The sequence below is a fragment of the Caballeronia eucalypticola genome (assembly GCF_047608185.1).
Lineage (GTDB): Bacteria > Pseudomonadota > Gammaproteobacteria > Burkholderiales > Burkholderiaceae > Caballeronia.
The window spans coordinates 19,415-44,734 of sequence record NZ_JBLKRU010000005.1 but is presented as its reverse complement, the minus strand read 5'-3'; the positions used below and the strand labels follow the sequence as shown (position 1 = coordinate 44,734).

Here is a 25,320-nt window from a genome sequence, read left to right as displayed (position 1 = left end):
CCCGAGATTAACCGTTTTTCTGCAAGACTGCCGCTTGTACGCAAAACCCGTTTCAGGTGCACGCTAGGACTTAGGCTCGACCTTCACGTGACTGGCATCGATCCATCGAACCGCCCAGTCGCGGGCATGCGCAATGGCTTCGTCGGCGTTGCCAAAGCGCAGGTCGGCAGGGAAAAAACGATTGGCGACCAGTTCACCGTCGCTCGATCGCGAGATGACCACATACGGCTGGAAGCAGCCGTCGCCCTGACGCGCCGGTGCACAATTGAGTAAATAGCCGCGATGTGAAAATGCCGCGTCAAATTGCATGAGTCACCCTGATTTTAAGTGCCCCGCTGGATTCGCGATGGTCGTCTCCCGCTCGCTTTAAACGCGCGAATCCGGCAAGCGGCACGAGGCCGTCCGGTGGCGCATGCAGGCTTGGCGAACAACAAATCATACTCTTGCGAAAACCCTCGTTGGGTTGAAAAAAATCAATTTGGCTTAGAACATTTACTGATGTTTTATCCCGTGGTTTATTTCTATATGTGAGTTAGCCCCGGCCCCGACCCGGCCTTGTACGGCGGAAACCCCGGAATGTTTCTTGCGTGGTGTTTCTTTGTTGACCAGAACCCTAGCGGAGCGAATCATGAACGACCCACAGAATAGTGAATCGCAGGACAAGCAAGCGCAGCGCGCGGCTGACAGCCCGTTGAAGAAGCCGGAAACCGAAACCGCAAAAGCCAAGCCGGCTGACGTGGCGGCGGCAGCGGAGGGACGCAAGAACGGGCTCGAAGCGGGGCATGGACAGACGGGTGGCGCCGTGCCTGATTCATCGCTGGAGAATGCGGGGCCGCTCGGCGACACCAACGTCACGCATCAGGCAATGGATGTTCTGAATGACGACACGCTGGACGATACCGTCGACGCTGACGGAAAAAATCGCGACGCTTCGCGCGACGTGAGCATGATCGAAAACAACCCCAATGCGTTTGTCGGCGTGGATGCAACGCTGGTGAATTCGCACTATGAACAAGGCGATGGCCTGGGCGGTTTCGATAGCCGTCCCGCTCGCAATGGGCTGGCGCTCGCGCTGGAGGAAGGCTTCAGCGTCGTCGATAAAGGCATGATTGCGCCGGACGTGGAAGAGGTGGAACGCCAGTACGAATTCGTCGAACGCGATCCCCACGGTTACAACTTGCGCGGACGCAGGCATTTCGCCATCAATCATGTCAGGCCATCGCGGCTGATTGAAATTCAGCGGCGCGAGAAATAAGCCGGCGTTAGCTGCCCAAGAAGAAAGAAGGACCGAAAGCCTTGGCGGTTTTCGGTCCTTCTTTCAGTTCATCTCCGGTTCATTTCTTTTCCTTCTTGCCCTTCTCATCGTCGGATTCAATCCGGGTCACGCCGCCTGTCGAGGGCGGATCGCTGGCGGGAAAAGTATCTTCCACGGCACGATCGACGTCTTCTTCCTCTCGATGCGAATGCGGATGCTGTTCCTTCGGTTTCGTCGTGGTCATGCCTGACTCCTGGTCGGTGGTGCGTGTAAAGACTGCTAACGAGATGCGGCATCGTTGCAATCGCGTGGTGTCGTGCGGCCGCTTTTCTGCCTTGTTTTCGACTGAAACCTCAAGAGGAAATTTGAGCATTCCTCAGGCAAATCACCGCTGCACGTGCCGCCACGCGGGCTCTGCACATAAGCCTAAGTAGTTGAAAGCAAGCGATGTTCCCAACTTTTGGCTGATCTGGCACGACCCGTGCATTAAGACTCCCGCGAATCAGACGAATGCAGCACGATGCATCGGAAAACCAAGCGGCGGGGGCCAGCATGAACACAACCAATATTTACTCGAACGACGCGTTACAGCCGTTGGAGCAGACACCGCATACGCATGGCGTGCGCGCCCAGTGGCGTGGGCAAGCGCTCTCCACCGCGCTGGTGTGCCTCGGACTCGCATACGCCCTCTCATGGGCCGAAATGGGGCTGGCGCTGATGACGGGTCCGGGCGAGCCCATTGCCGCGCTGATTGCATCGCGAGCGTTGATTGGCGGCTTGTACTTATGCGTGGCGTTCCGGTTGCAATGGGCACGCTGGATTACCGTGGTGCTCGGCTTTGCGTCGGTCGTGCTGGTCGGTCCCATGCTGGCCGCCGAATGGCACGTCATCCCGGTCGCCGCGCTCGTGACCGGCATCGTGCTGGTGTTCAAGCTGGCGGCCTCGATCTTCCTGCTCTCGCCGAACGCGTCGCACGGGACCCATTGAAGTTCAAGTTCATCTAAGAGAACCGGCGCGGGCCGCTTGTCCAGGCGGCCTGTAAAACGCACAATAAGAGCCCGATTCTTCTTCGATGAGCCTCCCATGAAAATTGCTGTCATTGGTGCAACCGGCACAGTCGGCCGCGCCGTCTTCTCCGAATTCCAGCCACGTCACGAAGTCGTCGAAATTGGCGCCACGCGCGGTGCGCACCGCGTCGACCTGATGAAGATCGACAGCATTCATGCGTTGTTCAAATCGATCGGTCAGGTCGATGCCATTGTGGCTACTGCCGGACATGTTCACTTCGGCGAACTCACGCAGATGACCCCCGAGCAATTCCGCATTGGCCTCGACGACAAACTCATGGGCCAGGTCAACCTCGTGCTAGTCGCTCAACAATATTTGAACGACGGCGGCTCGTTCACGCTGACCAGCGGAATCGTGGGCGATGAACCGATCAAATATGGCGCAAGTGCAGCTGCGGTCAACGGGGCTATCGAAGGGTTCGTGCGAGGCGCCGCGATTGAACTGCCGCGCGGTCTGCGCATCAACGTGGTCAACGCGACCATGCTGGAAGAAGCGCGTGAATCGTTCGGCCCGTATTTTCGCGGCTTCGAAGCGGCGTCCGGTGCGCGTGTCGCGCTGGCGTACAGCCGCAGCGTGGAGGGCCTTGAAACCGGCCGCATTTACAAGGTGCGTTGAATGGTTAGCGAATGGTCGAGGGACGATTATCGGGTCACCACGGACGTCGATACGTTCGACTTCGACGTCGTCCATAGGTACTTGAGCGAGGTGGCTTACTGGTCGCCCGGCATCTCGCGCGAGAAGGTCGAGCGCGCTGCCGCGCATTCGCTCGCGTTCGGCCTGTTTCACGGCGATGCACAAATTGGTTATGCCCGCGCAATCACGGACACCGTGAGCTTCGCGTATCTCGCCGATGTATTCGTGCTACCAGGCCGTCAACGCGACGGCCTGGGCACATGGCTGGTGGAATGCGTGCTGGCGCATCCGGATTTGCAGGGCTTGCGCAAGGTGATGCTGACAACTTCAAGCGCTCACACGCTGTACGCCCGCTTCGGTTTTGCCGTGCCCGCCGAACCGGAAAAGCTGATGGAAAAACGCGCGCCGGCGTGATATCGCGATCATGTTTCAGCCGCCGATCACGCCTTGCGTATTGACGTAAAGCGAGTACAGGCCGTGACTCGCCGCCATGAACAAGCGGTTGCGATAACGGCCGCCAAAACACACGTTGGCGCAGCGTTCGGGCAACGCGATATGTCCAATCGCCTCACCTTGCGGCGTGAAGATCCTGACGCCGTCCAGTTCGTCGCTGCCCATACCCCAGCCGCACCACAGGTTGCCGTGGACATCGACGCGAAAACCGTCGGGCGTGCCCTGCCCGGCATCGATCACTTCGCGCTGGTTCGTCAGCTTGAGGCCATCGCTGGACATATCGAAGGCGAGGATCTTGCGCGGCGACGCACGCGAATCGACGATATAAATCACCGACTCATCCGGCGAAAATGCGAGTCCGTTCGGGCCAATCAGCGTGTCCACCATCATGGTGATCTCGCCGCTCTTGCCATCGACGCGATACACCGCCGGCGTCAACTCCGGCTCCTTGCGCTCGCCTTCATAAAAGCCGTCAATGCCGAAGGTCGGGTCGCTGAACCAGATCGAGCCATCGGATTTCACGATCACGTCGTTCGGTGAATTGAGCGGCTTGCCGTTGTATTGATCGGCAAGCACGGTGACCGAACCGTCGTACTCTGTGCGTGTTACGCGGCGCGTAAGATGCTCGCACGTGACCAGCCGTCCTTCGCGGTCGCGCGTGTTGCCGTTGGCATTGTTCGAGGGCTTGCGGAACGTGCGGACCTCGCCCGTTTCTTCGTCCCAGCGCAGCATGCGATTGTTCGGAATGTCGCTCCACACCAGCGTGCGGCTGTCGCCAAACCAGACCGGCCCCTCTGACCAGCGAGCCCCCTGATACAAACATTCGACCGACGCCATGCCGACACGCAGCGCGTTGAAGCGCGGATCGAGTACTCGGACGGCGGGATCGGGATAACGGCGCTCCATCTGTTTTCATCTCCGGGTTGATTGATTCGTTTGAGTCGCTTGCTTCGTGTATTTAGTTGGGGCCGAGTTCGCCATCGCGCAGGCGCCACAGGCTTAACGGGTTGTCGTCCTGAAGCGAAAGCGGCAGCAAAGCCTGCGGCAAGTCCTGGTAACACACCGGCCGCAGGAAACGTTCGATCGCCATCGCGCCAACCGAGGTCGCGCGGCTATCAGACGTAGCGGGATACGGCCCACCATGCACCATGGCATACGATACTTCAACGCCGGTCGGAAAGCCGTTCGCCAGAATCCGGCCGGCCTTGCGTTCGAGGATCGGCAGGAGACGGCGCGCGAGCGGCACGTCGTCGTTTTCCATCTGCAGCGTCGCCGTCAACTGGCCTTCAATACGGCGCGCCAAATCCAGCATCTCGTCCTCGTTGCGGCAAATCACGATCAACGACGTGGGTCCGAATATCTCATCCTCGAGTTGCGGCGTGGAGATGAATTTCTCGGCGCTCACGGTATAAAGCGCCGGCAACGCCGGACAGGATGCATCGGATTCAGCGCCGGTTGCAACGCGCTCCACACCGGACTTATCGCGCCGCGCAATGCCTTCCTCATACGCGGCCGCGATGCCTGCGGTCAGCATCGTCTGAGCGCCCTTCTTTTCAAACGCACTCACCGAATAATCGATAAACGCCTGCAAATGCGGTCCTTCCAGCGCCAGCACCAGACCCGGGTTCGTGCAGAACTGGCCGACGCCGAGCGTGACTGAATCGACAAAACCCGTCGCCAGCGATTCAGCACGCGCGGCCAGCGCGCCCGGCAACACGAAGAACGGGTTGATGCTGCTCATCTCGGCAAACACGGGAATGGGCTCGCGCCTCTTCGATGCAATCTCGATCAGCGCCAAACCACCTCGCCGCGAGCCCGTAAACCCGACCGACTTGATAGCCGGATGCGCGACCAGCGCTTCGCCTATCGCGTTACCCGCCCCGACCACCAGCGAGAACACGCCTTCGGGCAAACCGGAATCCGCCACCGCTTTCTGGATCGCGCGCCCGACCAGTTCCGAGGTGCCCAGATGCGCCGGGTGCGACTTCACGACCACCGGACAACCCGCGGCGAGCGCGGCGGCGGTATCGCCGCCTGCTACCGAAAACGCCAGCGGAAAATTACTGGCGCCGAACACGGCAACCGGACCAAGCGGAATCTTCTGCAAACGCAAGTCGGGACGCGGCAACGGCTTGCGTTCTGGTTGCGCCGAATCAAGCGTGGCAGCTAGCCAGCGGCCTTCACGCACGAGCGACGCAAACAGTTTGAGTTGCCCGATCGTGCGAGCACGTTCGCCTTCCAGACGTGCTTTGGGCAACGCGGATTCGGCTTGCGCGCGTTCGATCAGCGTGTCCCCGAGCTCGACGATGTTGTCCGCAATCGCTTCCAGGAATTGCGCACGCGTTTCGAGCGGCGCGAGCCGGTAGGTATCGAATGCCTGCTCGGCAAGCTCGGCCGCGCGCGCGACTTCCTTTGCTCCACCGCCGCCGAACGCCGGCTGCAAGTCGACGCCGCGCGCCGGATCGAAGGCATGCAGCGTGGCGTCTTTTCCGCGCACCGCCGTGGCACCGATCAGCATTTCTCCGGTGATCTGCATGTGAACTCTCCTGAAAGCAGCGCCGATCGCGGACCGCGATGGTCGCCGTGAGTGATAAAAAAATTCGCTGACATGATGCGCAAGCAAGCTTGCTTGTTGGCGTGGACTGCCACGCCGCGAGGAAAGTTTCAGGGCACGGTCATGATGCGTGACCTGATGGACCTGAGTGACGATAGGGCGTGAGCCAGCTCAAACCGTCGGACGTGCCTGCGCGCGGCCGATATTCGCAGCCGATCCACCCGCCATAGCCGAGTGAATCGATGAGATCGAAAAGGTACGGATAGTTGACTTCGCCCGTATCCGGCTCATTACGGTAGGGAACGCCCGCAACCTGAATATGGCCGATGCCCGCGTTGGGCCGTTTCATGTCGCGGCGAAGCTTGACCGCCAGGTCGCCTTCCACGATCTGGCAGTGATAACAGTCAAACTGGACTTGCAGGTTCGGCAAGCCAATCTCTTCGCAAATTGCTTGCGCTTGATCCTGCCGGTTCAGGAAATAGCCGGGCATGTCACGCGTATTGATCGGCTCGATCACAATGGTCACGCGCGCCGTTTGCGCCATGCTGGCAGCGAGTGTCAGGTTCCTGATATAGACGTCGCGATGCTGCTCGCGCAACTGCTGCGTTGGCTGTGTCGATTCAAGCAACCCGGCCATTACATGAAGCCGGTCGTTGCCGAGCGCAGCGGCATAGTCGAGAGCAATCTCCATGCTGCGCTTGAACTCTTCCTCACGTCCCGGCAGCGAGGCAATGCCGCGTTCACCGCCGGTCCAGTCGCCCGGGGGCGCGTTGAACAGCACCTGCTTGAGGCCATTGTCCGTGAGCTGAGCCTTGATCTCCGATGGCGGGAAATCATAGGGAAACAGGAATTCCACCGCCTTGAAACCATCACGTGCCGCCGCGCCAAAACGATCGAGAAACGCGTGCTCGTTGTACATCATGGAGAGGTTGGCGGCGAAACGCGGCATGATGAACCTCCTGCGGATAGGGGTAACGCCCAAGCGGCGTGCAAGACGAACTGCGCAACTCCCGCGCCCGGTTTGCGCATCGTCCGTCCTTACCCTTCGCTGCGCCCTCGCCGCGATGATATTCCCGGACCCCGTGCCCGGAATGATCGGTAAAAACCCTCGTTACGGCGCAACCGGATGGTCGATCAGCGCGAAAGCATCGCGGATTTCCGATGTACTTTTCGGGCGCACGACCCGCGCGACCTCGGTCCCGTTGTCGAGGAAAATCAGCGTTGGCCAGAGTTTGACCCTGAACGAGCGTCCAAGTGGGCGGCCGCTGCCATCCTCGATCTTCAAATGCCGGACGCTGTCGTGTTCCTGGAAAGCCTCCGCGATTAGCGGCTGTGCCGCGCGGCAATAGCCGCACCAGGACGTGCCGAATTCAATGACCGTCGGCCCGTCGAGCGCGTCGACGTCAGCGCGCGGCGGCGCGGAAAGTGCAAATTCAGTGGTCATCGCCATCAGGTCTTTCTCCTCGGAACGCAAGTCCAGCCATTCTATTCAGCAACGACGCGGCGCGCTCGACGCAGCCTTTTGCCTCAACGTCGATACAAGCCTAGAACTGCCCGAAGCCAGTCAGCCCGATCAGGCTGCCCGCCGCCAGCAGCCACAGCGGATGCAGCTTTGTCTTGAACGACAGCAGTGCAATGAGCGCCGTGATGGCCGTGAGTATCAAGCGGGTGTCCGACGCTTCGGCAATCAGCGACGCGCTCGCCGCGACCAGGCCGGCTGTCATCGGTACGAGGCCGAGTTGAACGTATCGCCGCCACGGATGGTCCTTGAAACGTTCCCAGGCGTGCATGGCCGCGACCGTCACGATTGACGACGGGCCAAATTTTGCAATCGATGTCACCAGCACGCCCGGCCAGCCTGCCACATGCCAGCCGATCAGCGTCACGATCATCATGTTGGGTCCGGGCGCGGCCTGGGCGAGCGCGAACAGCGCGGAAAAATCCGCCTTCGACATCCACTGGTGTATGTCCACTACCTGCCGCTGCATCTCGGGCAGGATGGTATTGCCGCCGCCGAAGGCCAGCAGTGAAAGCTGGCTGAAAATGGCCGCAAGCGAAACAAGATCGTGATTCATCGGCTGTCTCCGTGCTTCGCTTCTTGCTTCGCTTCGCGATTCACCCTCGACGCGACGAAGATGGAAACCGGTGTGAGCACGAGCATCACGGGCAACAACGGCCAGCGCAGCAGCGCGATCGCGATGAACGCCAGCGCAGCGACCGCTGCCATGGAAAATTTGCGCCGCAACGGCCACGCTACCTTGATCGCCATCGACACCAGCAAGCCCGCTGCAGCCGCCGCGAGTCCCGCAAACAGATGGCGGATGTGCGGGTCCTGATGCGTGCGTTGATACAGCACGCCGAGTCCGATCACGATCAATGAAGGCCCGACGATCAGCCCAAGCAGGCCCGCCAGCGCGCCCGCCACACCGCGAAATTTCATGCCGACCGCGACCGACAGGTTGATCACGTTGCCGCCCGGCAGGAACTGGCAAAGGCCCAGCAGATCGACGAATTCGTCGGGAGTGAGCCACTTGCGCCGCTCGACAATTTCGCGTCGTGCCAGCGGCAGCGCGCCGCCGAACGCGGTCAGCCCAAGCGTCAGGAAGCCGATGAAAATTTCCGCGACTGTCGGCGGGGCGAGCGGCTCTTGCAAGGCATGATCGTGCATGGTTCGGCGAACGTTACTTTTGGCTTTTAAGAAGCGCAAAGCGTAACGCGTTATAGGCGTCGCCTCAAAGTACGAAATGGCTGTTTAAAGCGCGCTGCGAATTTTTTAGTCGACGAAACGCGATGCCGGCGCAATCACCGGCATCGCCTTGCCTTGATCCGCGCGGGCGGCTTACGAAGCCTTGACGTCGCCCCGCTCGCGGCGGGATTCGTAAGCTTTCAAATGCGTGTAGGCCGTTGAAAATAGTGGCGTGCTGACCGTACCTTGCGCGCCTTTAGCTCCTCCAGCACGCGCGATCAAATCACCCACCACGTGGTCCGCTTCGATCCGCGCGCCGTTCTCCAGATCGCGCAGCATGGACGCGGTGATCGTGGAGCCCGCCTCCGTGAACATCGCCCGCGCACGCGTGACCACGGCTTCTCCCGGCGGAAATCCGTTCGCGCTTGCAATGGCGCGGGCTTCATCGAAGAGATCGAGCAGCAGTTTCTGGCCGCCCGGCGCCGCGATGATGTCGCCGACCGGTGCGCGCATCAGGCAGGTGCCGGCCGCGAGCGTCGCGAGGAACACCCACTTTTCCCACATCGACTGAATGATCTGGGGGCTGGCTACGGCGTCGAATTGCGCGCCGGACAACTGCGCCGAGATCGCCTCGATACGCGGCGATAAACCGCCCGCGCGCTCGCCAAACGCCATGGAATGCAGCTTGTTCAAGTGAACGATCGTGCCGTCGGCGTCGAGCGTTACGGCCGCGATGCACTGGCCGCCGAGCACGCGCTCCGCGCCAAATTGCGCTTCGAGCACATCCAGGTGATGCATGCCGTTGAGCATCGGCAGGATGGCGGTGTTCGGACCGACCGAGGTTTTTATCGACTCGATGGCGCCGTCGAGATCGTAAGCCTTGCAACTGAGCAGGATCAGGTCGAACGGTTCGCGCACGTCTTTGGCCAAGACGATGGGCGGATTGGGTATCGACAGATCACCGTTCGGGCTGCGTAGGTTGAGGCCCGTCTGCGCGAGTTGCGCAGCGCGCCGCTTGCGCACCAGAAACGTCACGTCGCGGCCGGCATCGAGCAGCCGTCCGCCAAAATACCCGCCAATTGCGCCCGCACCCACCACCAGAATCCGCATGCCCCGCTCCTTACATTTAGTCTGATCAGAATGCCGCCGCGGGTGCGGCGGCGCTGCCTGGTTCTACGCTTGCCAGACGCCGTATCCGGCTTCCCGCAAGCCAATTGCCAATTCCACTTCCATCTCCCGCGCGCCTTCGTAGGGCATCGGGTTATACAGTTCATAGAGCCGCGGCAACAGTCGCAGCCCGAATTCCCGCGCATACCGGTTCGACTGGATACCGGCTTTGTGTTTGTCAAAACGAACATCGGGATCGATGCCCGTCATGCCTACATAGACAAAGGGCATGCCGAGCACGTAATCCGGATTTGCGCGCCGGAATCGCGCTTCGTTCCAGACGGTGTCGGCCAGTTCGATCACGTACACGTGGTAATGGTGACTCCTTGGGGTCTTTTGCTGAGTCTTTTGCTTAGTCACTTTCCGAAGCGCCATGCCGATGCCCTGCTGTTCCCCTGCCGTTGCTTGTTCCGCCCGGTTCGAGCCTGGTTCGAACGCGTTGGACCGCCCCGAAACCCGCCGCGGATGCTCATTCTAGACCGGTGTCGCGCGTGTTGCCCGGCCCCCGTCCGCGTGCCCTCCAGCCGTGCGGGCGCGCGCGATGTCTGCCAGCGTCGTGTCAAAGTGGTAATCTCGCTCCGTCTGCGCGTTCTGCGCGGCGTTCGCGTGTTTCCGTCTGCCTGCGCTCACGGACACGCGTTCGGTCCGTGCCGCTTTCGCCCCCGTTTCCCGGTGCGAAAGCCTGTTCGGAACGCCGTCGCGGGCACCGCCCCAATTGACAAATCGCATCCGTCGCGCGTGTAGCCACGAGCCGCCCGCGCTTCGGTCATTCGGAGAGAAACATGAGCAAGCAAGCAATCGGCGTTGTAGGCCTCGCCGTCATGGGACGCAATCTGGCGTTGAATATCGAGAGCCGCGGCCACGCGGTGTCCGTGTACAACCGCAGCCGCGAAAAAACCGACGAACTGATAGCCGAGCATCCCGACAAGAAACTCGTGCCTTCGTACACGCTGGAAGAATTTGTCGAGTCGCTTGAAAAACCGCGCCGCATCCTGCTGATGGTCAAGGCCGGCCAGGGCACCGACGCCACCATCGACTCGCTGCGTCCCCTGCTCGAGAAGGGCGACATCCTGATCGACGGCGGCAACACCCATTTCACCGATACCATCCGCCGCAACACGGACCTGGCCAAGTCGGGCCTGCACTTCATCGGCACGGGTGTGTCGGGCGGTGAGGAAGGCGCGCTAAAGGGCCCGTCGATCATGCCGGGCGGCCAGAAAGAAGCGTATGACCTGGTGGCTCCGATCCTGACCGAGATCGCCGCCAAGGCACCGGACGGCGAACCGTGCGTGGCGTACATGGGCCCGGACGGTGCGGGACATTACGTCAAGATGGTGCACAACGGGATCGAATACGGCGACATGCAGTTGATCGCCGAAAGCTACGACGTGCTCAAGCGCGTCGCGGGCTTGTCGAACGAAGAACTGGGCAAGGTTTATGTCGAGTGGAACAAGGGTGAACTGGATAGCTACCTGATCGAGATCACGTCGAAGATTTTCTCGAAGAAGGACGACGAAACGGGCAAGGCTCTGGTCGACGTCATTCTCGACCGTGCGGCGCAAAAGGGCACGGGCAAGTGGACGAGCCAGAATGCGCTCGATCTTGGCGCTCCGTTGCCGCTGATCACGGAAGCCGTGTTCGCACGCGTGCTGTCTTCGCTGAAGGAACAACGCGTTGAAGCGAGCAAGCAATTGACAGGACCCTCGCCGAAGTTTGATGGCGATCGCGATGCGTTTGTCGAAGCCGTGCGGCGCGCGTTGTTCCTGAGCAAGATTGTTTCTTACGCGCAGGGGTTTGCGCAGTTGCGTGCAGCGTCTGAAGAGTACAAGTGGGACTTGCAATATGGTCAGATCGCGAAGATCTTCCGGGCGGGTTGCATTATCCGTGCGGGCTTTTTGCAGAAGATCACGGACGCGTACAAGACCAACCCGGACTTGCACAACCTGCTGCTCGATCCGTATTTCACCGACATCGCAACGAAGTATCAAGGTGCGTTGCGCGACGTGGTCGTAGCCGCGGTGAAGGCGGGCGTGCCAGTGCCGGCGTTTTCATCGGCGGTGGCGTATTACGACAGTTACCGGTCGGAGACATTGCCGGCGAATCTGGTGCAGGCACAGCGCGATTTCTTCGGCGCGCATACGTTCGAACGCGTGGACAAGAAGGGCAGCTTCCACGCCGACTGGTCGTAAGTGCCGAGCAGTCAGCTGACGTTTTTGTAGCCCAGTAATTCAACGCCGACGCTTTCGCGTCGGCGTTTTCTTTTGTTTTCTCTTGTCCTGCACATTATCGTCAAATTTTGTCGCAGCGAATTTTTCCACAAGTCGAATGTGAGTGTTTGCGCCTAAGCTGTCCTATCGATGGATAACGGAACAGCGGGGCGATAATGACAACAGCACTTTCAGCAGTAAATCGGGAATCGGAGTTGAGCTACGCTTACCTCCACGCCATTGCATCTCATGCGGGCGTCAACTGCAAGACAAGCAACCGGCACGGCGACAATGCCGGGACCGACGCCATGCTCACCGGTTGGGAGCCATTTCCGAATGGCGGAAGCCTGACCGAGTCGACATCAAGATCCAGTTGAAGGCGAGCATCAAGCCGCCATTCGACGACGGCGATTCGTTCTCCTATTTCCTCTCCGCCACGCAGCAATACGACGACCTGCGTCGTGAAACACACGCGTCGCCGCGAATACTTGCGGTGTTATTCCTGCCGCCCAAAGTCGAAGACTGGTTGACGCATTCCCACGAGCAACTCGTGCTTCGCAAATGCGCTTACTGGGTCAGTCTGCGTGGCGCTCCACCCACGGACAACCCGGCAGGGGTCACCGTAAAAATTCCAAAACATCAGGTGTTCGACGGCGCGGGCCTCATGAAACTCATGGCAAGCATCTCGCGTCGCGAAATTCCTGTCTATAAAGCTCCCGCTCATCGAGTTACTCATGGCGATGATCGGCTCGAATCCACGCCAAGAATGATCAGGTCGGCTTGAATGACCGGCTGGGGAACGGTGTCCTTACGACCCGAACCCCAACACTTCCCGTATTTGCTCACCGTCCGCGCCGCTTCCGGCGAAGTCGTCGAATGCCCGATCTGCTACGCGAATAATATGCTTGCCGATGAATTCCGCCCCCTCCCGAGCGCCGTCCTCCGGGTGCTTCAGCGCGCACTCCCATTCAAGCACGGCCCAGCCGGGAAAATCGTACTGCGCCATCTTCGAAAAGATCGCTCCAAAGTCGATTTGCCCGTCGCCCAGCGAACGGAATCGCCCCGCGCGATCCACCCAGCCCGAATACCCGCCGTACACCCCTTGCCGGCCGTTGGGACGAAACTCCGCGTCCTTCACGTGGAACGCCTTGATGCGTTCGTGATAGATATCGATGAACTGAAGGTAGTCCAGTTGCTGCAGCAAGAAATGACTGGGATCGAAGAGGATGTTCGCTCGCGGATGATCGTCCACGGCGGCAAGAAAACGGTCGAACGTCACACCATCGTGCAGATCCTCGCCCGGATGCAACTCGTAGCACACATCCACGCCGGCTTGATCGAAGGCATCCAGCAACGGCCGCCAGCGCCGCGCCAGCTCTTCGAACGCAGCCTCCACCAGACCCTGTGGACGCTGCGGCCACGGATACAAATAAGGCCAGGCCAGTGCCCCCGAAAACGTCACGTGCGCGTTCAATCCCAAGCGCTTCGACGCCGCCGCCGCGAACCCGACCTGTTCGATCGCCCAAGCGGCGCGAGCCGCCGGATCGCCGCGAACATGCGTTGCGGCAAAGCCGTCGAAGAGGGTGTCGTAGGCCGGATGCACCGCGACGAGCTGCCCCTGCAAATGCGTCGATAACTCCGTGATGCTCACGCCCGCGTCGTCCACTACGCGACGCAGATCGTCGCAATACGCATCGCTCTTTGCCGCCTGCTCCAGATCGATCAGCCGCGGATCGCACGGCACCTGAATGCCTTCGTAACCCAGGCCCTTCGCCCAGCCCGCAAGATGCGCGAGGTTATCGAAGGGCAAGGTGTCGCCTAGAAACTGCGCCAGGAAAATGGCGGGGCCTTTGATGGTTTTCATGTGCATGGATCCGCAAATGGTGCTGTCCTCAAGCCGTCACGAGTTCAGAACGGCGAGTTCGGATAGTAGAACTGCTTGGCGTTGTCCTTCGTGATCAGCACCGAAGGAATGATGGTCGTGGCCGGCAGTTTTTCACCCTTCAAACGTGCTTCTGCAGTGAGCTTGATGGCGTCGTAGATGAACTTCGGCGAGTACGACACATCTGCCTGGACCAGCTGGTCGCCGTCCATGATCCGCTTGACCGCTTCCTTCGATCCCGCGCCGCCAAACACCTCTTTGATGTCCGTGCGCTTTGCCTGATCGATCGCCTTCAGCACGCCGATCATCATGTCGTCATCGGCTGCCCAGACTGCGTCGATATGCTTGAAACGCGTCAGGTAATCCTGCATGACCTTGAACGCATCATCGCGATTCCAGTTGGCGTATTTGGCATCCAGGATCTTCATGTCGGGATGCTGCTTGATCACCGATTCAAACGCAGCCCAGCGCTCGTTATCCAGCGTAGTCGGGATACCGCGCAACGCGACGATGTCGCCCTTGCCGTCCATCGTCTTCGCCAGATATTCCGCCGGCAGCTTGCCGAACGCGGTGTTGTCGCCGGCTACATAGGCATCCTGAGCAGTCGTATCGGTCAGTCCGCGATCCACCACGGTCACGTAGACGCCCTTCTTCTTGACCTGCGCCACCGGCTGCGTCAGCGACGCCGATTCGAACGGGAAAATCACCAGCGCATTGATCTTGTTCACGGTCACCAGGTCCTGCAACTGGTTCGCTTGTTCCGGCGCGCCGCCCGCTGTCTTGATGATGATCTTCAGGTCGGGATGCTCCTTTTCCAGTTCCTTCTTGGCCTCGTTGGCCCACCACACGATGCCGCCGGTGAAGCCGTGCGTCGCAGTGGGAATAGCGACGCCGAGCGTGACTTTATCGGCGGCATTGGCCGAAACGGTGCCCGCCGCCAGCGCCAACGTAACGAGCGGGGCGCCGAGTGCGCGAAGAATGTTTTTCATGCTGTGTCTCCATTGTTTTGACAGGCGCCTGAGAGGATTTCAGGGCACGGTTCGAACACACTTCAACGACGTCCACGCTGTAAAAACGCTACGAAAATAATCACGGCGCCCTGCACTGCCGCGTTGAGATACACACTGATGATGCTGGTGAGATTCAGGATATTCGCGATCACCGACAACAGGATTGCGCCGATCACCGTCCCGATCACGCGCCCTTCGCCGCCTCTTAGCGCAGTGCCGCCGACGACCACCGCCGCAATTGCCTCGAGCTCCCAGAGCAGGCCGGTGGTCGGCGTGGCAGACCCGAGGCGCGGCACGTACAGCACCGTCGCCACGCCTACGCACAGCCCAAGCAACACGTAGGTGACGATCTTCACGGTATCGACGCGAATGGCTGCATAACGCGCGACCTGTTCGTTCGAGCCGATCGCCTGCACATGCCGCCCGAACACGGTTCTGTTCAACACGATCACGCCACCCGCCGCGACGATCAGGAACACCCAGATAGGCACGGGAATGCCAAAGAGACTGGCGTAATACACGGGGCCATAAAGATCGGACAGATTGTTGTCGAGCGTGAGCGCGCCGCCGTCCGCGAGCCACGTCAGCACTGCGCGGAAAATCCCGAGCGTCCCGAGTGTCACGATGAACGGTTCAATGCGTCCCTTGGTCACGAGCAGTCCATGCGCCAAACCGAAAAGACCCCCTAAAACAAGGGCTAGAACGATTCCGACAGTAATGATGGCGAGCGGCGCGAGCGTATGTCCGCCCACCCCGTGCGCAAGCGCGTTCATGATCCAGATCATGCTGCCGGCGATCAATGCGGCCATCGATCCAACCGACAAATCGATACCGCCCGAGATGATTACGAAGGTCATCCCGACCGCGATGATGCCGATGAACGAGGTACGCGTGAGGACGTTCATCGCGTTGTCGAAGGTGGCGAAATCCGGGTTCAGCAGCGTGCCGCCTATGCATAGCGCGACCAGCCCGAGCAGCGGCCCGACGCCGTGCAGACGCCGCGCAAAGCTGCCCAGGCGGCTCGATCCTTCAACGCCTTCAGTGTGTGCCGGTCGCATGCGCGATCAACCTCTCTTCAGTCAGATGTTCGCGCCCAAGCGTGGCGACAAGCTGCCCGCCGCGCATCACCGCCACGCGATGGCATAAACCGATCAGCTCGATCAGTTCGGATGAGATGACGATCACCGCACGGCCTTCGGCGGCGAGCGCGTGGATCAGGAAATAGATGTCGCGTTTCGCGCCGACATCGACACCGCGAGTGGGTTCGTCGAGAACGATCACGCGTGGGTCGGGATGCAGGAACTTCGCGAGTGCAAGCTTCTGCTGATTGCCGCCCGACAACATGCGCGCGCGGCTCGCCAGATTGCCCGTGCGGATCCCGAAGTCGCCGACCGCCTTTTTAAGCGCATCGCGTTCCGCTTGCGCGTCGAGCAGCGGATGCGCGTAGCGTTCCAGCGTCATCATGGTGAGGTTGTCCTTCAACGCCATGTCGACGTGCAAGCCGCGGCCCTTGCGGTCCTCGCTCAAATACGTGATGCCGTGTTTCATCGCAGCGCGGGGATTGCGCGGATTGATGCTTTCGCCCTCGAGCGTGATGTGTCCCGCCGCGCGTGTCCGCAAGCCAACGAGTCCTTCAAACAGTTCCGTGCGTCCCGCGCCCACCAGTCCCGCGAAGCCGAACACTTCGCCCGCCTGCACCGAGAAGCTCACGTTCTCCGCCCAGCCCGGCACATAGGCGTTATCGACCTTGAACGCAATGCGGGCATTGGCGGGAATGACGGGTTTATCGGGGAACATGTCGGACACTTCGCGCCCAACCATCAGGTTCGCCATCTGCTGGCGCGTGGTCTCGGCAGTCAACCCGCGGCTGACGAAGCGGCCGTCGCGCATCACGATCACTTCGTCGGTGACGCGTTCCACTTCGTCGAGTTTGTGCGAGATATAAATGATGGTCACGCCGTCGTCCTTCAACCGCGCCATCAATGCGAAGAGCCGTTGCGTTTCGGCAGGCGTGAGCGTGGCGGTCGGTTCGTCCATGATCAACAGGCGGGCATCGCGCAGCATGGCCTTGGCGATCTCTACAAGCTGCTTTTCCGCGACGATCAGGTTGCGTACGCGTGTATCCGGATGTTTGTGAAGGCCGACATCGGCGAGACGTGCGCGCGCGTCTTCGCGCATGGCGGGTTCATCGAGGAAGAGGCCGCGCTTCTTCTCGTGACCCAGAAACATGTTCTGCACAATGCTCAAATGATCCGCGAGATTCAGTTCCTGATGGATCAGCACGATGCCCGTGGCTTCGGCATCGCGCGAGCTCTCGAAGTTCACGACCACGCCGTCGATGGAAACCGACCCCGCGCCAGGGCGTTCGTATCCCGCGAGGATCTTCATCAACGTCGACTTGCCGGCGCCGTTCTCGCCAAGCAAACCGTAGATGCGTCCGGGTGCCAGGTCGAAGCTCACGCCATGCAGCACGCGAACGGGTCCAAACTGTTTTTCAATGTTATCGAAGCTGACGGCCAGGCTCATGATCACGCGCTCCTTCGTATCATCAGCTTGTGCGGGAGCAGCACGCCGGGCACATGCGCGTTGGGTTCGCGCAGGCGTTTGAGCAGCAGGCGCGCGGCGGTTTCGCCCAGTTCGCGCATGGGTTGGGCGACCGTCGTGAGCGGTGGATCGACTTGCGCGGCGACCGCGATGTCGTCGAAACCGATCACCGCCATGTCGTCCGGGACGCGCAAGCCGACGCCACGCAAGCCGTTGATCACGCCGATGGCGAGCGTGTCGGAGACGGCGAACACAGCAGTTGGCCGGTTGCGTCGCAAGCGGGTGAGCTTCCGCGCTGCGCTTTCACCGGCGGCGTAATCGAGGGTATCGAGGTCGACTTGCCAGGCGGAATCGGCGTCGATCCCGGCCGCACTCAATGCATCGCGATAACCTTCCGCGCGCTGGCGGCTATATAAGTATCCGTGGCCCGAATTGATCAGCGCGATCTTCCGGTGGCCTTGGCTGAGCAGGTGGCGTACTGCATCGCCGGCGGCTTGATAGTTGTCGATGCCTACATACGGCACGCCTGCGGCCGGATCGAATTCGCAACACGCTACCCACGGCAGCGTGGCCGCCTCTTCGACCAACGCCTGCTGGATCGCGGCAGGATCGAGGCAAATGGCACCGTCGGCGCGGCGGCCTCGCAGCAAGTCGAAATAACTGCGCTCGCGGCCGGGATCGGCGCCGGTATCGCAAAGCAGCATGAAATAGCCGTTTTGACGCGCGACGCTGTCGATGCCGCGAACGATGGCCGCGTAGAACGGGTTGCCGAAGTCGGGGACCATGGTGAGCAGCATGCGGCTTTCCGCGGTGCGCAAATTGCGCGCGAGTTCGTTGATCCGATACCCGCTGGCGGCAACCGCTGCGAGCACTTTGTCGCGCGTGGGCTCGCGTACGTTGGTGTGACCGTTGAGCACACGGGATACGGTCGCGACCGATACGCCCGCCTTTTGGGCGACATCGGAGATCGAGATTTCATCGGCGGAACGCAATGAAGCGGTCATTCGTTTCAACTCGCGGTCCGCGGATGTAATGGATTACATTATTGGAGCGAGAGGGCCAGGACGCGATAGGGACAAACACGAAGGGGGAGCATCAGGACCCAAGCTCTGCGGCGGACGTCGCAAACTAGCGCATACTAGCCGCCCATCCTCCCGCGCGGCTTCACTTCCGCGCCTCCCTGATGCCCGGTTACCTGACCAAGCAACAAAACATCGCCGTTGTCGGCGTTGAAGACCTGATCATCCGTTCGCTGCTGGACCTTCAGCAATTCTCCGATCCCGCCGGCGACGCTGAACGAATCGGCATCTCTTCCGCCATGTGGCCGCTGTTCGGCATGCTGTGGCCATCCGGCGCGCATCTCGCCGCGCGCCTCGCCCTGCGACCGGTTTTGATGGGTGAAAGAATTCTCGAAATCGGTTGCGGACTGGCGCTCGCCAGTCTCGTCGGACACCGTCGCGGCGCCGATGTCACCGCCAGCGATTGTCATCCGCTAACCGGCGACTTCCTGAAAGAAAACCTGCGCCTGAATCACTTGCCACCCATGAAATACCGGCACGGCAACTGGTCGATTCCTGAACTGGAAGATACGCTGGAAGATGATTCAGGACGCCGTATTGTCGATGGCCGCTTCGACCTGATCATGGGCAGCGACCTGCTCTATGAACGCGATGCCAACGCGACGCTCGCCGCGTTTATCGGGCTGCATGCATCGCCGGCGGCCGAGGTCTGGATCGTGGACCCTGACCGCGGCAACCGCGCCGCGTTCAACCGCCAAATGGGCGAACGCGGCTTTCACATGCGCGAGGAACGCCTGGACAAAATCGCTTTCGACGATACCGCCGCCTATAAAGGCAGGCTGCTGATCTATCGTTTTGGCGACGCATGACATCGCGCCGTGCATACGTTGCTCGTTGCTAGCCGATCAACCGAACGTGAATGCGTATGCCTCGACGCCCGGATCCAGGAACTCGATGGTGAAGGTGTGATCCTTCACATCGCCTGACTGCCGCACGAGCTGATACAAACGCTGCTCCGTGACCGTGCCAGTGCCGTTGGCCATCACATCCGACCCGTGCGCATCGCCGGGCGCCGCGCCATCGATGCTCACGCGAAACCTCACCGGCTTGTTGCCCTTTCCGGGTCCGAGCACGAGATGCAAGTCACGCGCGTGGAATCGATACACGATGGTGCCTGTCGATGCCGCCAGCGTCGCTTGCTCCGAACCCACGTTCCATACGCCCGCCAAGCCCCATTGATTGAGCCCGAGCAAAGCAGGCGCGGTATAGCTGTGCACGCGATCATGCGATGCACCGCCGCGATCGGCAAAGTTCTCTGCGCGCTCGTAGCCTACATACGTTTCCGGCGACTGCATGTCGGCGTTATCGGCCGCCATTTGCACGCCTTTCGCCACAGTGTCGTCGCTGACCATCGCGCCTGCATTTGCGTGACCGGCTTCTGCCAGCAACTGCTGGATCACCTGTTCCGAATGCGCGTAGTCGCCTTCGCCAAAGTGATGGAAGCGAACCTGCCCCTTGGCATCGATGAAATAATGCGCCGGCCAGTACTGGTTCCCGAATGCGCGCCAGATTGCGTAGTTGTTATCGATGGCAACCGGATAATCGACACCCAGATCGTGTGTCGCGCGCTTGACGTTGTCCACGTTGCGCTCGAATGCAAACTCGGGCGCATGTACACCGATCACCACGAGCCCCTGATCGCGATACTTCTGCGCCCACGCCTTCACGTAAGGCAGCGAACGCAAACAATTGATGCACGAGTAGGTCCAGAAATCCACGAGCACGACCTTGCCGCGCAAATCCTGCGCCGTCAGCGGCGGCGAATTGAGCCATTGAACGGCGCCCGACAAAGACGGCAATTCGCCCTCCACCGGCAGCGACAACGGCGCCTCGTTGGTGGCGGCTGCTTTCATCATGGCGGGACCGGCGGCAGCGTCTGTTGCCGCGGTGGTTTGGGCAGACGCGACGTTGTTGTTAGTGGCAGCTTTGGCCGGTGTAGAACCGCCCGACAATGTATCCACCAGTTTCTGTTCGATGCCACCTGTTGCAACTGTGGACACGCGAGCGAGCACGCCGGTATCGAGTCCTAACGAGATGGCGACGACGCCAAGCAGCATCGCGGCGCCAATGCCGCGACGAATCCACTCGCCTGCACCGAGCGAGCGTTTCATCGCTGCAAACACTCGGCCTCCGATGAGCAACGCGACCGCCAGCGACGTCGCCGCTCCTGCCGCATACGCGACGAGCAGCAGCGTTGTGCCCACACTCGCGCCGCGCAGTGCCGCGCCTGTCAGTACGAGGCCTAATATTGGGCCGGCGCACGGCGCCCACAGCAAACCGGTCGCAATGCCCAGCAGGAACGACGAACTTGGGCGCACTTGTTGTCCGCCGGCTTGAGCGAATTCGGACAAACGGTTGCCCGCGCTGACAAACGGACGCATGAGGCGCTCGGCGAAGCTTGGCAGCAGCAGCGTCAGGCCGAAGATGGCCAGCAATGCGACGGCGAGCCAACGGCCGTATTGGTTCGCCTGCGTGACCCAGCCGCCGCCCACTGCGGCGAGCGTTGCGACTGCGGCGAAAGTGATCGCCATGCCGGTCAGCAAAGGCAGGCCGCTGCGCACGAATGGTTGGTCTGCACGCGAGAACACGAAGGGCAACACGGGCAAGATGCACGGGCTCAGGATAGTGAGTGCGCCGCCGAGATAAGCCAGGACAATGAGTAACATGAGCGTGAAAGTTCTTAGGTCTTCGGGTGGTCGGGGTGCGGCGCAAAGCAGTTTCGAGAGCTTGTGCAGCGGATCGGGAAGCGTGTTCAGGCCGCGGCGGGTTTGAACTCCATTGCCAGGCCGTTCATGCAATAGCGCAAGCCGGTGGGTTTGGGGCCGTCATCGAAGACATGTCCGAGATGGCCGCCGCAGCGTCGGCAGTGCACTTCGGTGCGTGATACGCCGAAGGACAAGTCTTCGTGCGTTGCCACTGCGTGATCGAGCGGTGCCCAGAAGCTTGGCCAGCCAGTGTGGCTGTCGAACTTTGTGCGAGAAGAAAAGACGTCTAGCTGACATCCGGCGCAAGCAAACGTGCCGTTGCGATGTTCGTTGTTCAGAGGGCTGCTGTAGGGGCGTTCCGTGCCTTCATGGCGGAGCACGTTGTATTGAGCGGGCGTGAGCAGGCTACGCCATTGGTCGTCGGGGTGGACGACTTCGAAGGCTTCGTCGGCGGTGCTGCTGCCTCCGGTGGCACCCATTACGTGACGTTGATTGAATGCGGCGAACGCTGCTGCTGCGAAGACGCTGCCTGCAAAAATAAACCGGCGCCGGGTTTGCATGATGTGCTCCTGAACAAGACTTACGCTTTGGGGAAAGTCGTACTGCGTACGGACGGCCTTCCGGGTTGCTACGGAGAACCTTGGTTGGGGTTCTAACAGGCAAACACGTCAATCACGGCTTTAATCCCTTACGACCGAAAAAACCGTGATTAATTTAAGAAACCTGAGGCCTGTTTCAACCGGGTCTTGAATGCGGCGTGTTTTAAATCGCAACATTCACCGTGCGTCTATAAGCTAGTTCGTCCAGGGAACACAGTGGGTTACACGTGGCCCATTAAAATTCATTTGGTTGATCTACGGATGATCTACAGGCATTCCATATTCCAAATTACGCTATATTTCACGAAATATATCGTAATTTGATGAATATCGACTTGCCATGCGTATGGTGGGGGTAGATCCGGGCGGTTGCTTGACGGTTAATTGGAGCTTGCCCGAGAGCGTACGGGGCGAAGCGTGTTCGTGTCGGGATTCGCGAGAAGGAGGGGTTCAAACATCGGTGGTTCTGGCGAGCACCGTGCTTTTGGGGCACCCATGAATGAAAACTGCACGCTGTGGACACTTAGGGTAGAGCGGTGAAAGCGTTTTCTTTGCTTCGTTTCTTTGTCGCTAAGGACCAAGAAATGACGCGCCGCCACGCGCAGTGGCTAATAGTGATAAAGAAAACAGCCAACATAAAACCCGCGAAGACCTGGAAAGCAGCAACCCGGCACTGAACCCGACCGCTAACGCAAGAACCTGGCAACCCGGCACTGACCCCGACCGCTAACCCAATCACCCGTCCATCCCTCGTCGCGAGCAAAAAACCTCACTGCACCAAATACCCCCGCCCCGTCATACATTCTCCATACGAGCGCCAATACTGAACCATCGGCGGTTCCGGCGGCGGCAACGCTGGCATGGGTGCATCGGCAGAAGTTGAAGAACTCGCATTTGCCGCAGCCCGCGCATCCGAAGCCACCCCAGGCGTGGGCGTTGCAGAAGCGGCCAGTCCCAATCCCGCGACCGGGTCGGACCCGGGCGCAATCGCTGATGGTAACGGCGTCGCCACCGGCACAGGATGAATCGCACCAGGCTTCACGGTCCTCGGTTTCTCAGGCGCCTGAGACACGCGTGCCATCACCACGCCGGTGTGTTGATTGGCGTAGCTGTAGCACATGCCTCTGTCGATACTGGTTTGCCCCGGGCTTTGGCTGCGCATTGGAATGGCGACTGGTTGTTGCGCGAGCGCGCTGGTGCTCAGCAACATCACGGCAATGCCGGCGGACAGGGGGATTTTCATAGCGCGTGCACTCCTTGAAACAGGAATGGCGGCGTCCGGATCAGGCTGATTCCGAGGCGTCGCCAAAACGAGCTTTCACCTTACTGTCCGCATTGCGTACTCATGCGAAAGACTATCGCCATAATCCGCCAACCTTCCGCATTATTCGCCTGATTAGCGCGCTAGACCGCGTTTGTTTGATGATCCTGAGTGAGTCCGGCGTTGAAAGTCGTGCCGCGAGAGACGAAGTTAACCCTTGTGCATCGCACCACATTCATTGGGATTTCAGACGACGCCTTCCTTTTCAATAGCCAAGCACATCAAACGCTTTCCAGCGCCAGCGCAATCCCCTGCCCGCCGCCGATACACAGCGTCACCATCGCTTTCTTAAGCCCGTCGCGTTTCATCGCGTGAACGAGACGCGTGACCAGCACCGCGCCAGTTGCGCCGATAGCATGGCCATGCGCAATCGCACCGCCTTCGGGATTCACCACGTCATCGGGCAAACCGAGCTTGCGCGCCACCGCAATCGGCACCGCGGCGAATGCTTCGTTGATCTCGATGCGTTCGAGATCGCCCAGCTTCCAGCCGGCGCGGTCCAGCGCCTGCTGCACGGCAGGCACCGGCCCAAGACCGAACATGCCCGGTTCGACGGCTGCAATACCATACGCGACCAGCCGCACCGATGGCCTGATCCCCTTGCGCTCGGCGAACGCGCGATCGGCTACGAGCATTGCTGCCGCGCCGCTGTTCAGGCCCGGCGCGTTGCCCGCGGTAATCGTTCCATCGGGACGGAATGCGGGCCGCAGTTTGGACAACGTGGCAAACGTGGTGTCGGGACGCGGCTGTTCGTCGGTATCGAAGACGACGCTTTGCTTCCCGGCTTTGACGTCCACGCCAACAATTTCGGCAGCAAACAGACCCTTCGCCTGCGCCGCGGCAAAACGCTGCTGCGAGCGCTCGGCGAAGCGGTCCTGCGCCTCGCGCGTGATGTCCATTTGCGTCACGAGATCTTCGGTGTGCCAGCCGGAATGCTTTCCGGAGAAGGCGTCGTCGAGACCGTCACGCAACATGCTGTCGTGGATTTCCGCATTGCCCATCCGATACCCGAAGCGACCGTTGTCGAGCAGATATGGCGCACGGTCCATGTTCTCCATGCCGCCCGCCACCGCAAGCTGCACGAACCCGGCGGTGATCTCGTTAGCCGCCGATACAATCGCCTGCGCGCCCGACCCGCACACACGGTTCACCGTCAGCGCAGGGACTGTTACAGGCAAGCCCCCGTTCAAGGCCGCCTGACGAGCCGGATTCATGCGGTTGCCCGCCTGGATCACGTTACCCAAGGTAACCGAATCCACGTCCTGTCCCGCCACCCCGGCACGCCGCAAGGTTTCACGGACAACGGCGGCTCCAAGGTCCGTCGCCGGCGTGCCTTTCAGCGCGCCGTTGAATGCGCCGATCGCAGTCCTGACCGGCTCGCACAGCACGATTTCACGTAGTTGAGTCATGGTCCTTCGCTCCTTGCGTGGTTCAGCCCAAAACTCAGTGCGCCGGCGCGAGATACGCAGGCGTGGCCGTCGACAACGACGCCTTCACGTTACGGCCGACGTCATCGACGAGAATCTCTTCCTTGCCTTGCTCAATGCCCTCAAGCACCTGACGCACGACCTCTTCCGGCGATGTCTTCGGTGCATCGATTCCCGCAGTCATATCGGTATCGATAAACGCGGGATGCACGCCCACCACCAACGTGTTCTGCCCGCGCAATTCAGTGCGCAAGCCGTTCGTGATCGCCCACGCGGCGGATTTGGACGCGCTATACGTACCCGAGGTGTCGATCGTCAGCCAGCTCAACACCGACAGGATGTTGACAACCGCGCCGCCGCCGTTGCGCTTGAGGATCGGCGCGAACGCCTGCGTGATGGCAAGCGGACCGATCACGTTGGTCTCGACCTGCGAGCGCACGGCGTCGACAGACGCGCTATCCAGCAACGAACCGCCGATGATCGCGCCTGCATTGTTGATGACAACCTGCACGTCGGTCAGGCGCTCGGCCGCCGCGGCAATGCTCTGCGCGTTCGTGACGTCGAGTTGGACCGGTTCCACGCCGGGCACTTTGACCTGACTTTTATCGCGCGCCGATGCATACACTTTCGATGCCCCCGCCGCGAGCAGCGCCTTCGCAAACTGCTCGCCAAGGCCGCGATTTGCACCCGTCACCAATACGACTTTTCCTTTGATTTCCATGCCAATCTC

General features: G+C 60.6%; 27 protein-coding genes. 7 read left to right on the top strand and 20 right to left on the bottom strand.

Annotated elements, in window-relative coordinates; translation table 11 throughout:
• Positions 1 to 63: 63 nt before the first annotated feature.
• Positions 64 to 309, bottom strand: coding sequence for a hypothetical protein (locus ACMX25_RS08095; RefSeq protein ID WP_414949139.1), 246 nt, complete (start codon positions 307 to 309; stop codon positions 64 to 66).
• 319 nt (positions 310 to 628) lie between these two features.
• On the opposite strand from ACMX25_RS08095, the gene ACMX25_RS08090 reads away from it, so the two are divergent.
• Complete coding sequence (locus tag ACMX25_RS08090) at positions 629 to 1,255, top strand: DUF3005 domain-containing protein (protein WP_414949138.1); 627 nt, start codon at positions 629 to 631, stop codon at positions 1,253 to 1,255.
• Positions 1,256 to 1,334: 79 nt separating this feature from the next.
• Here the strand turns inward: ACMX25_RS08090 and ACMX25_RS08085 are convergent, their stop codons facing one another.
• Positions 1,335 to 1,499 (bottom strand): hypothetical protein, encoded by a 165-nt coding sequence (locus ACMX25_RS08085; RefSeq protein ID WP_414949136.1) that lies wholly within the window; start codon positions 1,497 to 1,499, stop codon positions 1,335 to 1,337.
• 308 nt (positions 1,500 to 1,807) lie between these two features.
• On the opposite strand from ACMX25_RS08085, the gene ACMX25_RS08080 reads away from it, so the two are divergent.
• From ACMX25_RS08080 to ACMX25_RS08070, 3 genes are all read left to right on the top strand, one after another.
• Positions 1,808 to 2,242 (top strand): hypothetical protein, encoded by a 435-nt coding sequence (locus ACMX25_RS08080; RefSeq protein ID WP_414949134.1) that lies wholly within the window; start codon positions 1,808 to 1,810, stop codon positions 2,240 to 2,242.
• Positions 2,243 to 2,338: 96 nt separating this feature from the next.
• Complete coding sequence (locus tag ACMX25_RS08075; RefSeq protein WP_414949133.1) at positions 2,339 to 2,938, top strand: short chain dehydrogenase; 600 nt, start codon at positions 2,339 to 2,341, stop codon at positions 2,936 to 2,938.
• A complete protein-coding gene (locus ACMX25_RS08070; RefSeq protein ID WP_414949131.1) occupies positions 2,939 to 3,370 on the top strand; it encodes a GNAT family N-acetyltransferase in 432 nt (143 codons plus the stop codon).
• 15 nt (positions 3,371 to 3,385) lie between these two features.
• Here the strand turns inward: ACMX25_RS08070 and ACMX25_RS08065 are convergent, their stop codons facing one another.
• The 8 genes from ACMX25_RS08065 to ACMX25_RS08030 all read right to left on the bottom strand — a co-directional run bounded on the left by ACMX25_RS08065 (position 3,386) and on the right by ACMX25_RS08030 (position 10,176).
• Positions 3,386 to 4,315, bottom strand: coding sequence for an SMP-30/gluconolactonase/LRE family protein (locus tag ACMX25_RS08065; RefSeq protein WP_414949130.1), 930 nt, complete (start codon positions 4,313 to 4,315; stop codon positions 3,386 to 3,388).
• Positions 4,316 to 4,367: 52 nt separating this feature from the next.
• Positions 4,368 to 5,945, bottom strand: a complete 1,578-nt coding sequence (locus tag ACMX25_RS08060; RefSeq protein WP_414949129.1) for an aldehyde dehydrogenase (NADP(+)) — start codon at positions 5,943 to 5,945, stop codon at positions 4,368 to 4,370.
• Between the two features lie 139 nt (positions 5,946 to 6,084).
• Positions 6,085 to 6,912 (bottom strand): 2-oxo-tetronate isomerase, encoded by an 828-nt coding sequence (gene otnI, locus ACMX25_RS08055; RefSeq protein ID WP_414949127.1) that lies wholly within the window; start codon positions 6,910 to 6,912, stop codon positions 6,085 to 6,087.
• 162 nt (positions 6,913 to 7,074) lie between these two features.
• Positions 7,075 to 7,413 carry a thioredoxin family protein gene (locus ACMX25_RS08050; protein ID WP_414949126.1) on the bottom strand — a complete coding sequence of 113 codons (339 nt, stop codon included), beginning with the start codon at positions 7,411 to 7,413 and terminating at the stop codon, positions 7,075 to 7,077.
• Positions 7,414 to 7,507: 94 nt separating this feature from the next.
• On the bottom strand, positions 7,508 to 8,038 hold the full coding sequence (locus tag ACMX25_RS08045; RefSeq protein WP_414949124.1) for a chromate transporter: 531 nt from the start codon (positions 8,036 to 8,038) through the stop codon (positions 7,508 to 7,510).
• Entirely contained in the window at positions 8,035 to 8,631 is a 597-nt protein-coding gene (locus ACMX25_RS08040) for a chromate transporter (protein ID WP_414949122.1), read from the bottom strand. Before ACMX25_RS08040 ends, ACMX25_RS08045 begins: the two co-directional genes overlap by 4 nt.
• Before the next feature lie 171 nt (positions 8,632 to 8,802).
• Positions 8,803 to 9,759 (bottom strand): 2-dehydropantoate 2-reductase, encoded by a 957-nt coding sequence (gene panE, locus ACMX25_RS08035; protein WP_414949121.1) that lies wholly within the window; start codon positions 9,757 to 9,759, stop codon positions 8,803 to 8,805.
• A gap of 63 nt (positions 9,760 to 9,822) precedes the next feature.
• Complete coding sequence (locus ACMX25_RS08030; RefSeq protein WP_414949120.1) at positions 9,823 to 10,176, bottom strand: hypothetical protein; 354 nt, start codon at positions 10,174 to 10,176, stop codon at positions 9,823 to 9,825.
• Positions 10,177 to 10,598: 422 nt separating this feature from the next.
• Between ACMX25_RS08030 and gndA the strand changes: the two genes are divergently transcribed.
• Positions 10,599 to 12,005, top strand: coding sequence for an NADP-dependent phosphogluconate dehydrogenase (gene gndA / locus ACMX25_RS08025; RefSeq protein WP_414949118.1), 1,407 nt, complete (start codon positions 10,599 to 10,601; stop codon positions 12,003 to 12,005).
• Between the two features lie 337 nt (positions 12,006 to 12,342).
• Positions 12,343 to 12,807, top strand: coding sequence for a DUF4365 domain-containing protein (locus tag ACMX25_RS08020; RefSeq protein WP_414949116.1), 465 nt, complete (start codon positions 12,343 to 12,345; stop codon positions 12,805 to 12,807).
• A 24-nt stretch (positions 12,808 to 12,831) separates the two neighbouring features.
• On the opposite strand, the gene ACMX25_RS08015 is transcribed toward ACMX25_RS08020, so the two are convergent.
• The 5 genes from ACMX25_RS08015 to ACMX25_RS07995 form a co-directional block, all read right to left on the bottom strand.
• Positions 12,832 to 13,887, bottom strand: a complete 1,056-nt coding sequence (locus ACMX25_RS08015; protein ID WP_414949115.1) for a sugar phosphate isomerase/epimerase family protein — start codon at positions 13,885 to 13,887, stop codon at positions 12,832 to 12,834.
• Between the two features lie 44 nt (positions 13,888 to 13,931).
• The gene (locus ACMX25_RS08010; protein ID WP_414949113.1) at positions 13,932 to 14,894 is read right to left on the bottom strand and encodes a substrate-binding domain-containing protein; all 963 of its coding nucleotides are present in this window, start codon (positions 14,892 to 14,894) and stop codon (positions 13,932 to 13,934) included.
• Between the two features lie 62 nt (positions 14,895 to 14,956).
• Positions 14,957 to 15,973: an ABC transporter permease gene (locus ACMX25_RS08005; RefSeq protein WP_414949112.1), complete on the bottom strand. Its 1,017-nt coding sequence runs from the start codon at positions 15,971 to 15,973 to the stop codon at positions 14,957 to 14,959.
• The gene (locus ACMX25_RS08000; RefSeq protein ID WP_414949111.1) at positions 15,954 to 17,441 is read right to left on the bottom strand and encodes a sugar ABC transporter ATP-binding protein; all 1,488 of its coding nucleotides are present in this window, start codon (positions 17,439 to 17,441) and stop codon (positions 15,954 to 15,956) included. The genes ACMX25_RS08005 and ACMX25_RS08000 overlap by 20 nt, the downstream gene beginning before the upstream one ends.
• A gap of 2 nt (positions 17,442 to 17,443) precedes the next feature.
• Complete coding sequence (locus ACMX25_RS07995) at positions 17,444 to 18,463, bottom strand: LacI family DNA-binding transcriptional regulator (RefSeq protein ID WP_414949109.1); 1,020 nt, start codon at positions 18,461 to 18,463, stop codon at positions 17,444 to 17,446.
• 179 nt (positions 18,464 to 18,642) lie between these two features.
• Here ACMX25_RS07995 and ACMX25_RS07990 point away from each other — a divergent pair, with 179 nt between their 5' ends.
• Positions 18,643 to 19,347, top strand: coding sequence for a class I SAM-dependent methyltransferase (locus ACMX25_RS07990; protein ID WP_414949108.1), 705 nt, complete (start codon positions 18,643 to 18,645; stop codon positions 19,345 to 19,347).
• 36 nt (positions 19,348 to 19,383) lie between these two features.
• Here ACMX25_RS07990 and ACMX25_RS07985 read toward each other — a convergent pair whose 3' ends face one another.
• From ACMX25_RS07985 to ACMX25_RS07965, 5 genes are all read right to left on the bottom strand, one after another.
• Positions 19,384 to 21,204 carry a cytochrome c biogenesis protein DipZ gene (locus tag ACMX25_RS07985; protein WP_414949107.1) on the bottom strand — a complete coding sequence of 607 codons (1,821 nt, stop codon included), beginning with the start codon at positions 21,202 to 21,204 and terminating at the stop codon, positions 19,384 to 19,386.
• A gap of 86 nt (positions 21,205 to 21,290) precedes the next feature.
• Positions 21,291 to 21,803 carry a peptide-methionine (R)-S-oxide reductase MsrB gene (msrB, locus tag ACMX25_RS07980; protein WP_414949106.1) on the bottom strand — a complete coding sequence of 171 codons (513 nt, stop codon included), beginning with the start codon at positions 21,801 to 21,803 and terminating at the stop codon, positions 21,291 to 21,293.
• 808 nt (positions 21,804 to 22,611) lie between these two features.
• Positions 22,612 to 23,085 carry a hypothetical protein gene (locus ACMX25_RS07975; RefSeq protein ID WP_414949104.1) on the bottom strand — a complete coding sequence of 158 codons (474 nt, stop codon included), beginning with the start codon at positions 23,083 to 23,085 and terminating at the stop codon, positions 22,612 to 22,614.
• A 299-nt stretch (positions 23,086 to 23,384) separates the two neighbouring features.
• Entirely contained in the window at positions 23,385 to 24,572 is a 1,188-nt protein-coding gene (locus tag ACMX25_RS07970) for a thiolase family protein (protein ID WP_414949102.1), read from the bottom strand.
• A gap of 34 nt (positions 24,573 to 24,606) precedes the next feature.
• Positions 24,607 to 25,311, bottom strand: a complete 705-nt coding sequence (locus ACMX25_RS07965) for an SDR family oxidoreductase (protein WP_414949101.1) — start codon at positions 25,309 to 25,311, stop codon at positions 24,607 to 24,609.
• Between the last annotated feature and the right edge of the window lie 9 nt (positions 25,312 to 25,320).

What these genes read in the sequence shown, in the direction of transcription:
- ACMX25_RS07970 (WP_414949102.1), bottom strand. Translation starts at nt 24,572, where the DNA reads ATGACTCAACTACGTGAAATCGTGCTGTGCGAGCCGGTCAGGACTGCG.
- ACMX25_RS08015 (WP_414949115.1), bottom strand. Translation starts at nt 13,887, where the DNA reads ATGAAAACCATCAAAGGCCCCGCCATTTTCCTGGCGCAGTTTCTAGGC.
- ACMX25_RS07965 (WP_414949101.1), bottom strand. Translation starts at nt 25,311, where the DNA reads ATGGAAATCAAAGGAAAAGTCGTATTGGTGACGGGTGCAAATCGCGGC.
- ACMX25_RS07985 (WP_414949107.1), bottom strand. Translation starts at nt 21,204, where the DNA reads ATGTTACTCATTGTCCTGGCTTATCTCGGCGGCGCACTCACTATCCTG.
- ACMX25_RS08090 (WP_414949138.1), top strand. Translation starts at nt 629, where the DNA reads ATGAACGACCCACAGAATAGTGAATCGCAGGACAAGCAAGCGCAGCGC.
- ACMX25_RS08000 (WP_414949111.1), bottom strand. Translation starts at nt 17,441, where the DNA reads ATGAGCCTGGCCGTCAGCTTCGATAACATTGAAAAACAGTTTGGACCC.
- ACMX25_RS08045 (WP_414949124.1), bottom strand. Translation starts at nt 8,038, where the DNA reads ATGAATCACGATCTTGTTTCGCTTGCGGCCATTTTCAGCCAGCTTTCA.
- ACMX25_RS08085 (WP_414949136.1), bottom strand. Translation starts at nt 1,499, where the DNA reads ATGACCACGACGAAACCGAAGGAACAGCATCCGCATTCGCATCGAGAG.
- ACMX25_RS08040 (WP_414949122.1), bottom strand. Translation starts at nt 8,631, where the DNA reads ATGCACGATCATGCCTTGCAAGAGCCGCTCGCCCCGCCGACAGTCGCG.
- ACMX25_RS07990 (WP_414949108.1), top strand. Translation starts at nt 18,643, where the DNA reads ATGCCCGGTTACCTGACCAAGCAACAAAACATCGCCGTTGTCGGCGTT.
- ACMX25_RS08075 (WP_414949133.1), top strand. Translation starts at nt 2,339, where the DNA reads ATGAAAATTGCTGTCATTGGTGCAACCGGCACAGTCGGCCGCGCCGTC.
- ACMX25_RS08060 (WP_414949129.1), bottom strand. Translation starts at nt 5,945, where the DNA reads ATGCAGATCACCGGAGAAATGCTGATCGGTGCCACGGCGGTGCGCGGA.
- msrB (WP_414949106.1), bottom strand. Translation starts at nt 21,803, where the DNA reads ATGCAAACCCGGCGCCGGTTTATTTTTGCAGGCAGCGTCTTCGCAGCA.
- ACMX25_RS07995 (WP_414949109.1), bottom strand. Translation starts at nt 18,463, where the DNA reads ATGACCGCTTCATTGCGTTCCGCCGATGAAATCTCGATCTCCGATGTC.
- ACMX25_RS08005 (WP_414949112.1), bottom strand. Translation starts at nt 15,973, where the DNA reads ATGCGACCGGCACACACTGAAGGCGTTGAAGGATCGAGCCGCCTGGGC.
- ACMX25_RS08010 (WP_414949113.1), bottom strand. Translation starts at nt 14,894, where the DNA reads ATGAAAAACATTCTTCGCGCACTCGGCGCCCCGCTCGTTACGTTGGCG.
- gndA (WP_414949118.1), top strand. Translation starts at nt 10,599, where the DNA reads ATGAGCAAGCAAGCAATCGGCGTTGTAGGCCTCGCCGTCATGGGACGC.
- otnI (WP_414949127.1), bottom strand. Translation starts at nt 6,912, where the DNA reads ATGCCGCGTTTCGCCGCCAACCTCTCCATGATGTACAACGAGCACGCG.
- ACMX25_RS07975 (WP_414949104.1), bottom strand. Translation starts at nt 23,085, where the DNA reads ATGAAAATCCCCCTGTCCGCCGGCATTGCCGTGATGTTGCTGAGCACC.
- ACMX25_RS08065 (WP_414949130.1), bottom strand. Translation starts at nt 4,315, where the DNA reads ATGGAGCGCCGTTATCCCGATCCCGCCGTCCGAGTACTCGATCCGCGC.
- ACMX25_RS08080 (WP_414949134.1), top strand. Translation starts at nt 1,808, where the DNA reads ATGAACACAACCAATATTTACTCGAACGACGCGTTACAGCCGTTGGAG.
- panE (WP_414949121.1), bottom strand. Translation starts at nt 9,759, where the DNA reads ATGCGGATTCTGGTGGTGGGTGCGGGCGCAATTGGCGGGTATTTTGGC.
- ACMX25_RS08095 (WP_414949139.1), bottom strand. Translation starts at nt 309, where the DNA reads ATGCAATTTGACGCGGCATTTTCACATCGCGGCTATTTACTCAATTGT.
- ACMX25_RS08070 (WP_414949131.1), top strand. Translation starts at nt 2,939, where the DNA reads ATGGTTAGCGAATGGTCGAGGGACGATTATCGGGTCACCACGGACGTC.
- ACMX25_RS08050 (WP_414949126.1), bottom strand. Translation starts at nt 7,413, where the DNA reads ATGGCGATGACCACTGAATTTGCACTTTCCGCGCCGCCGCGCGCTGAC.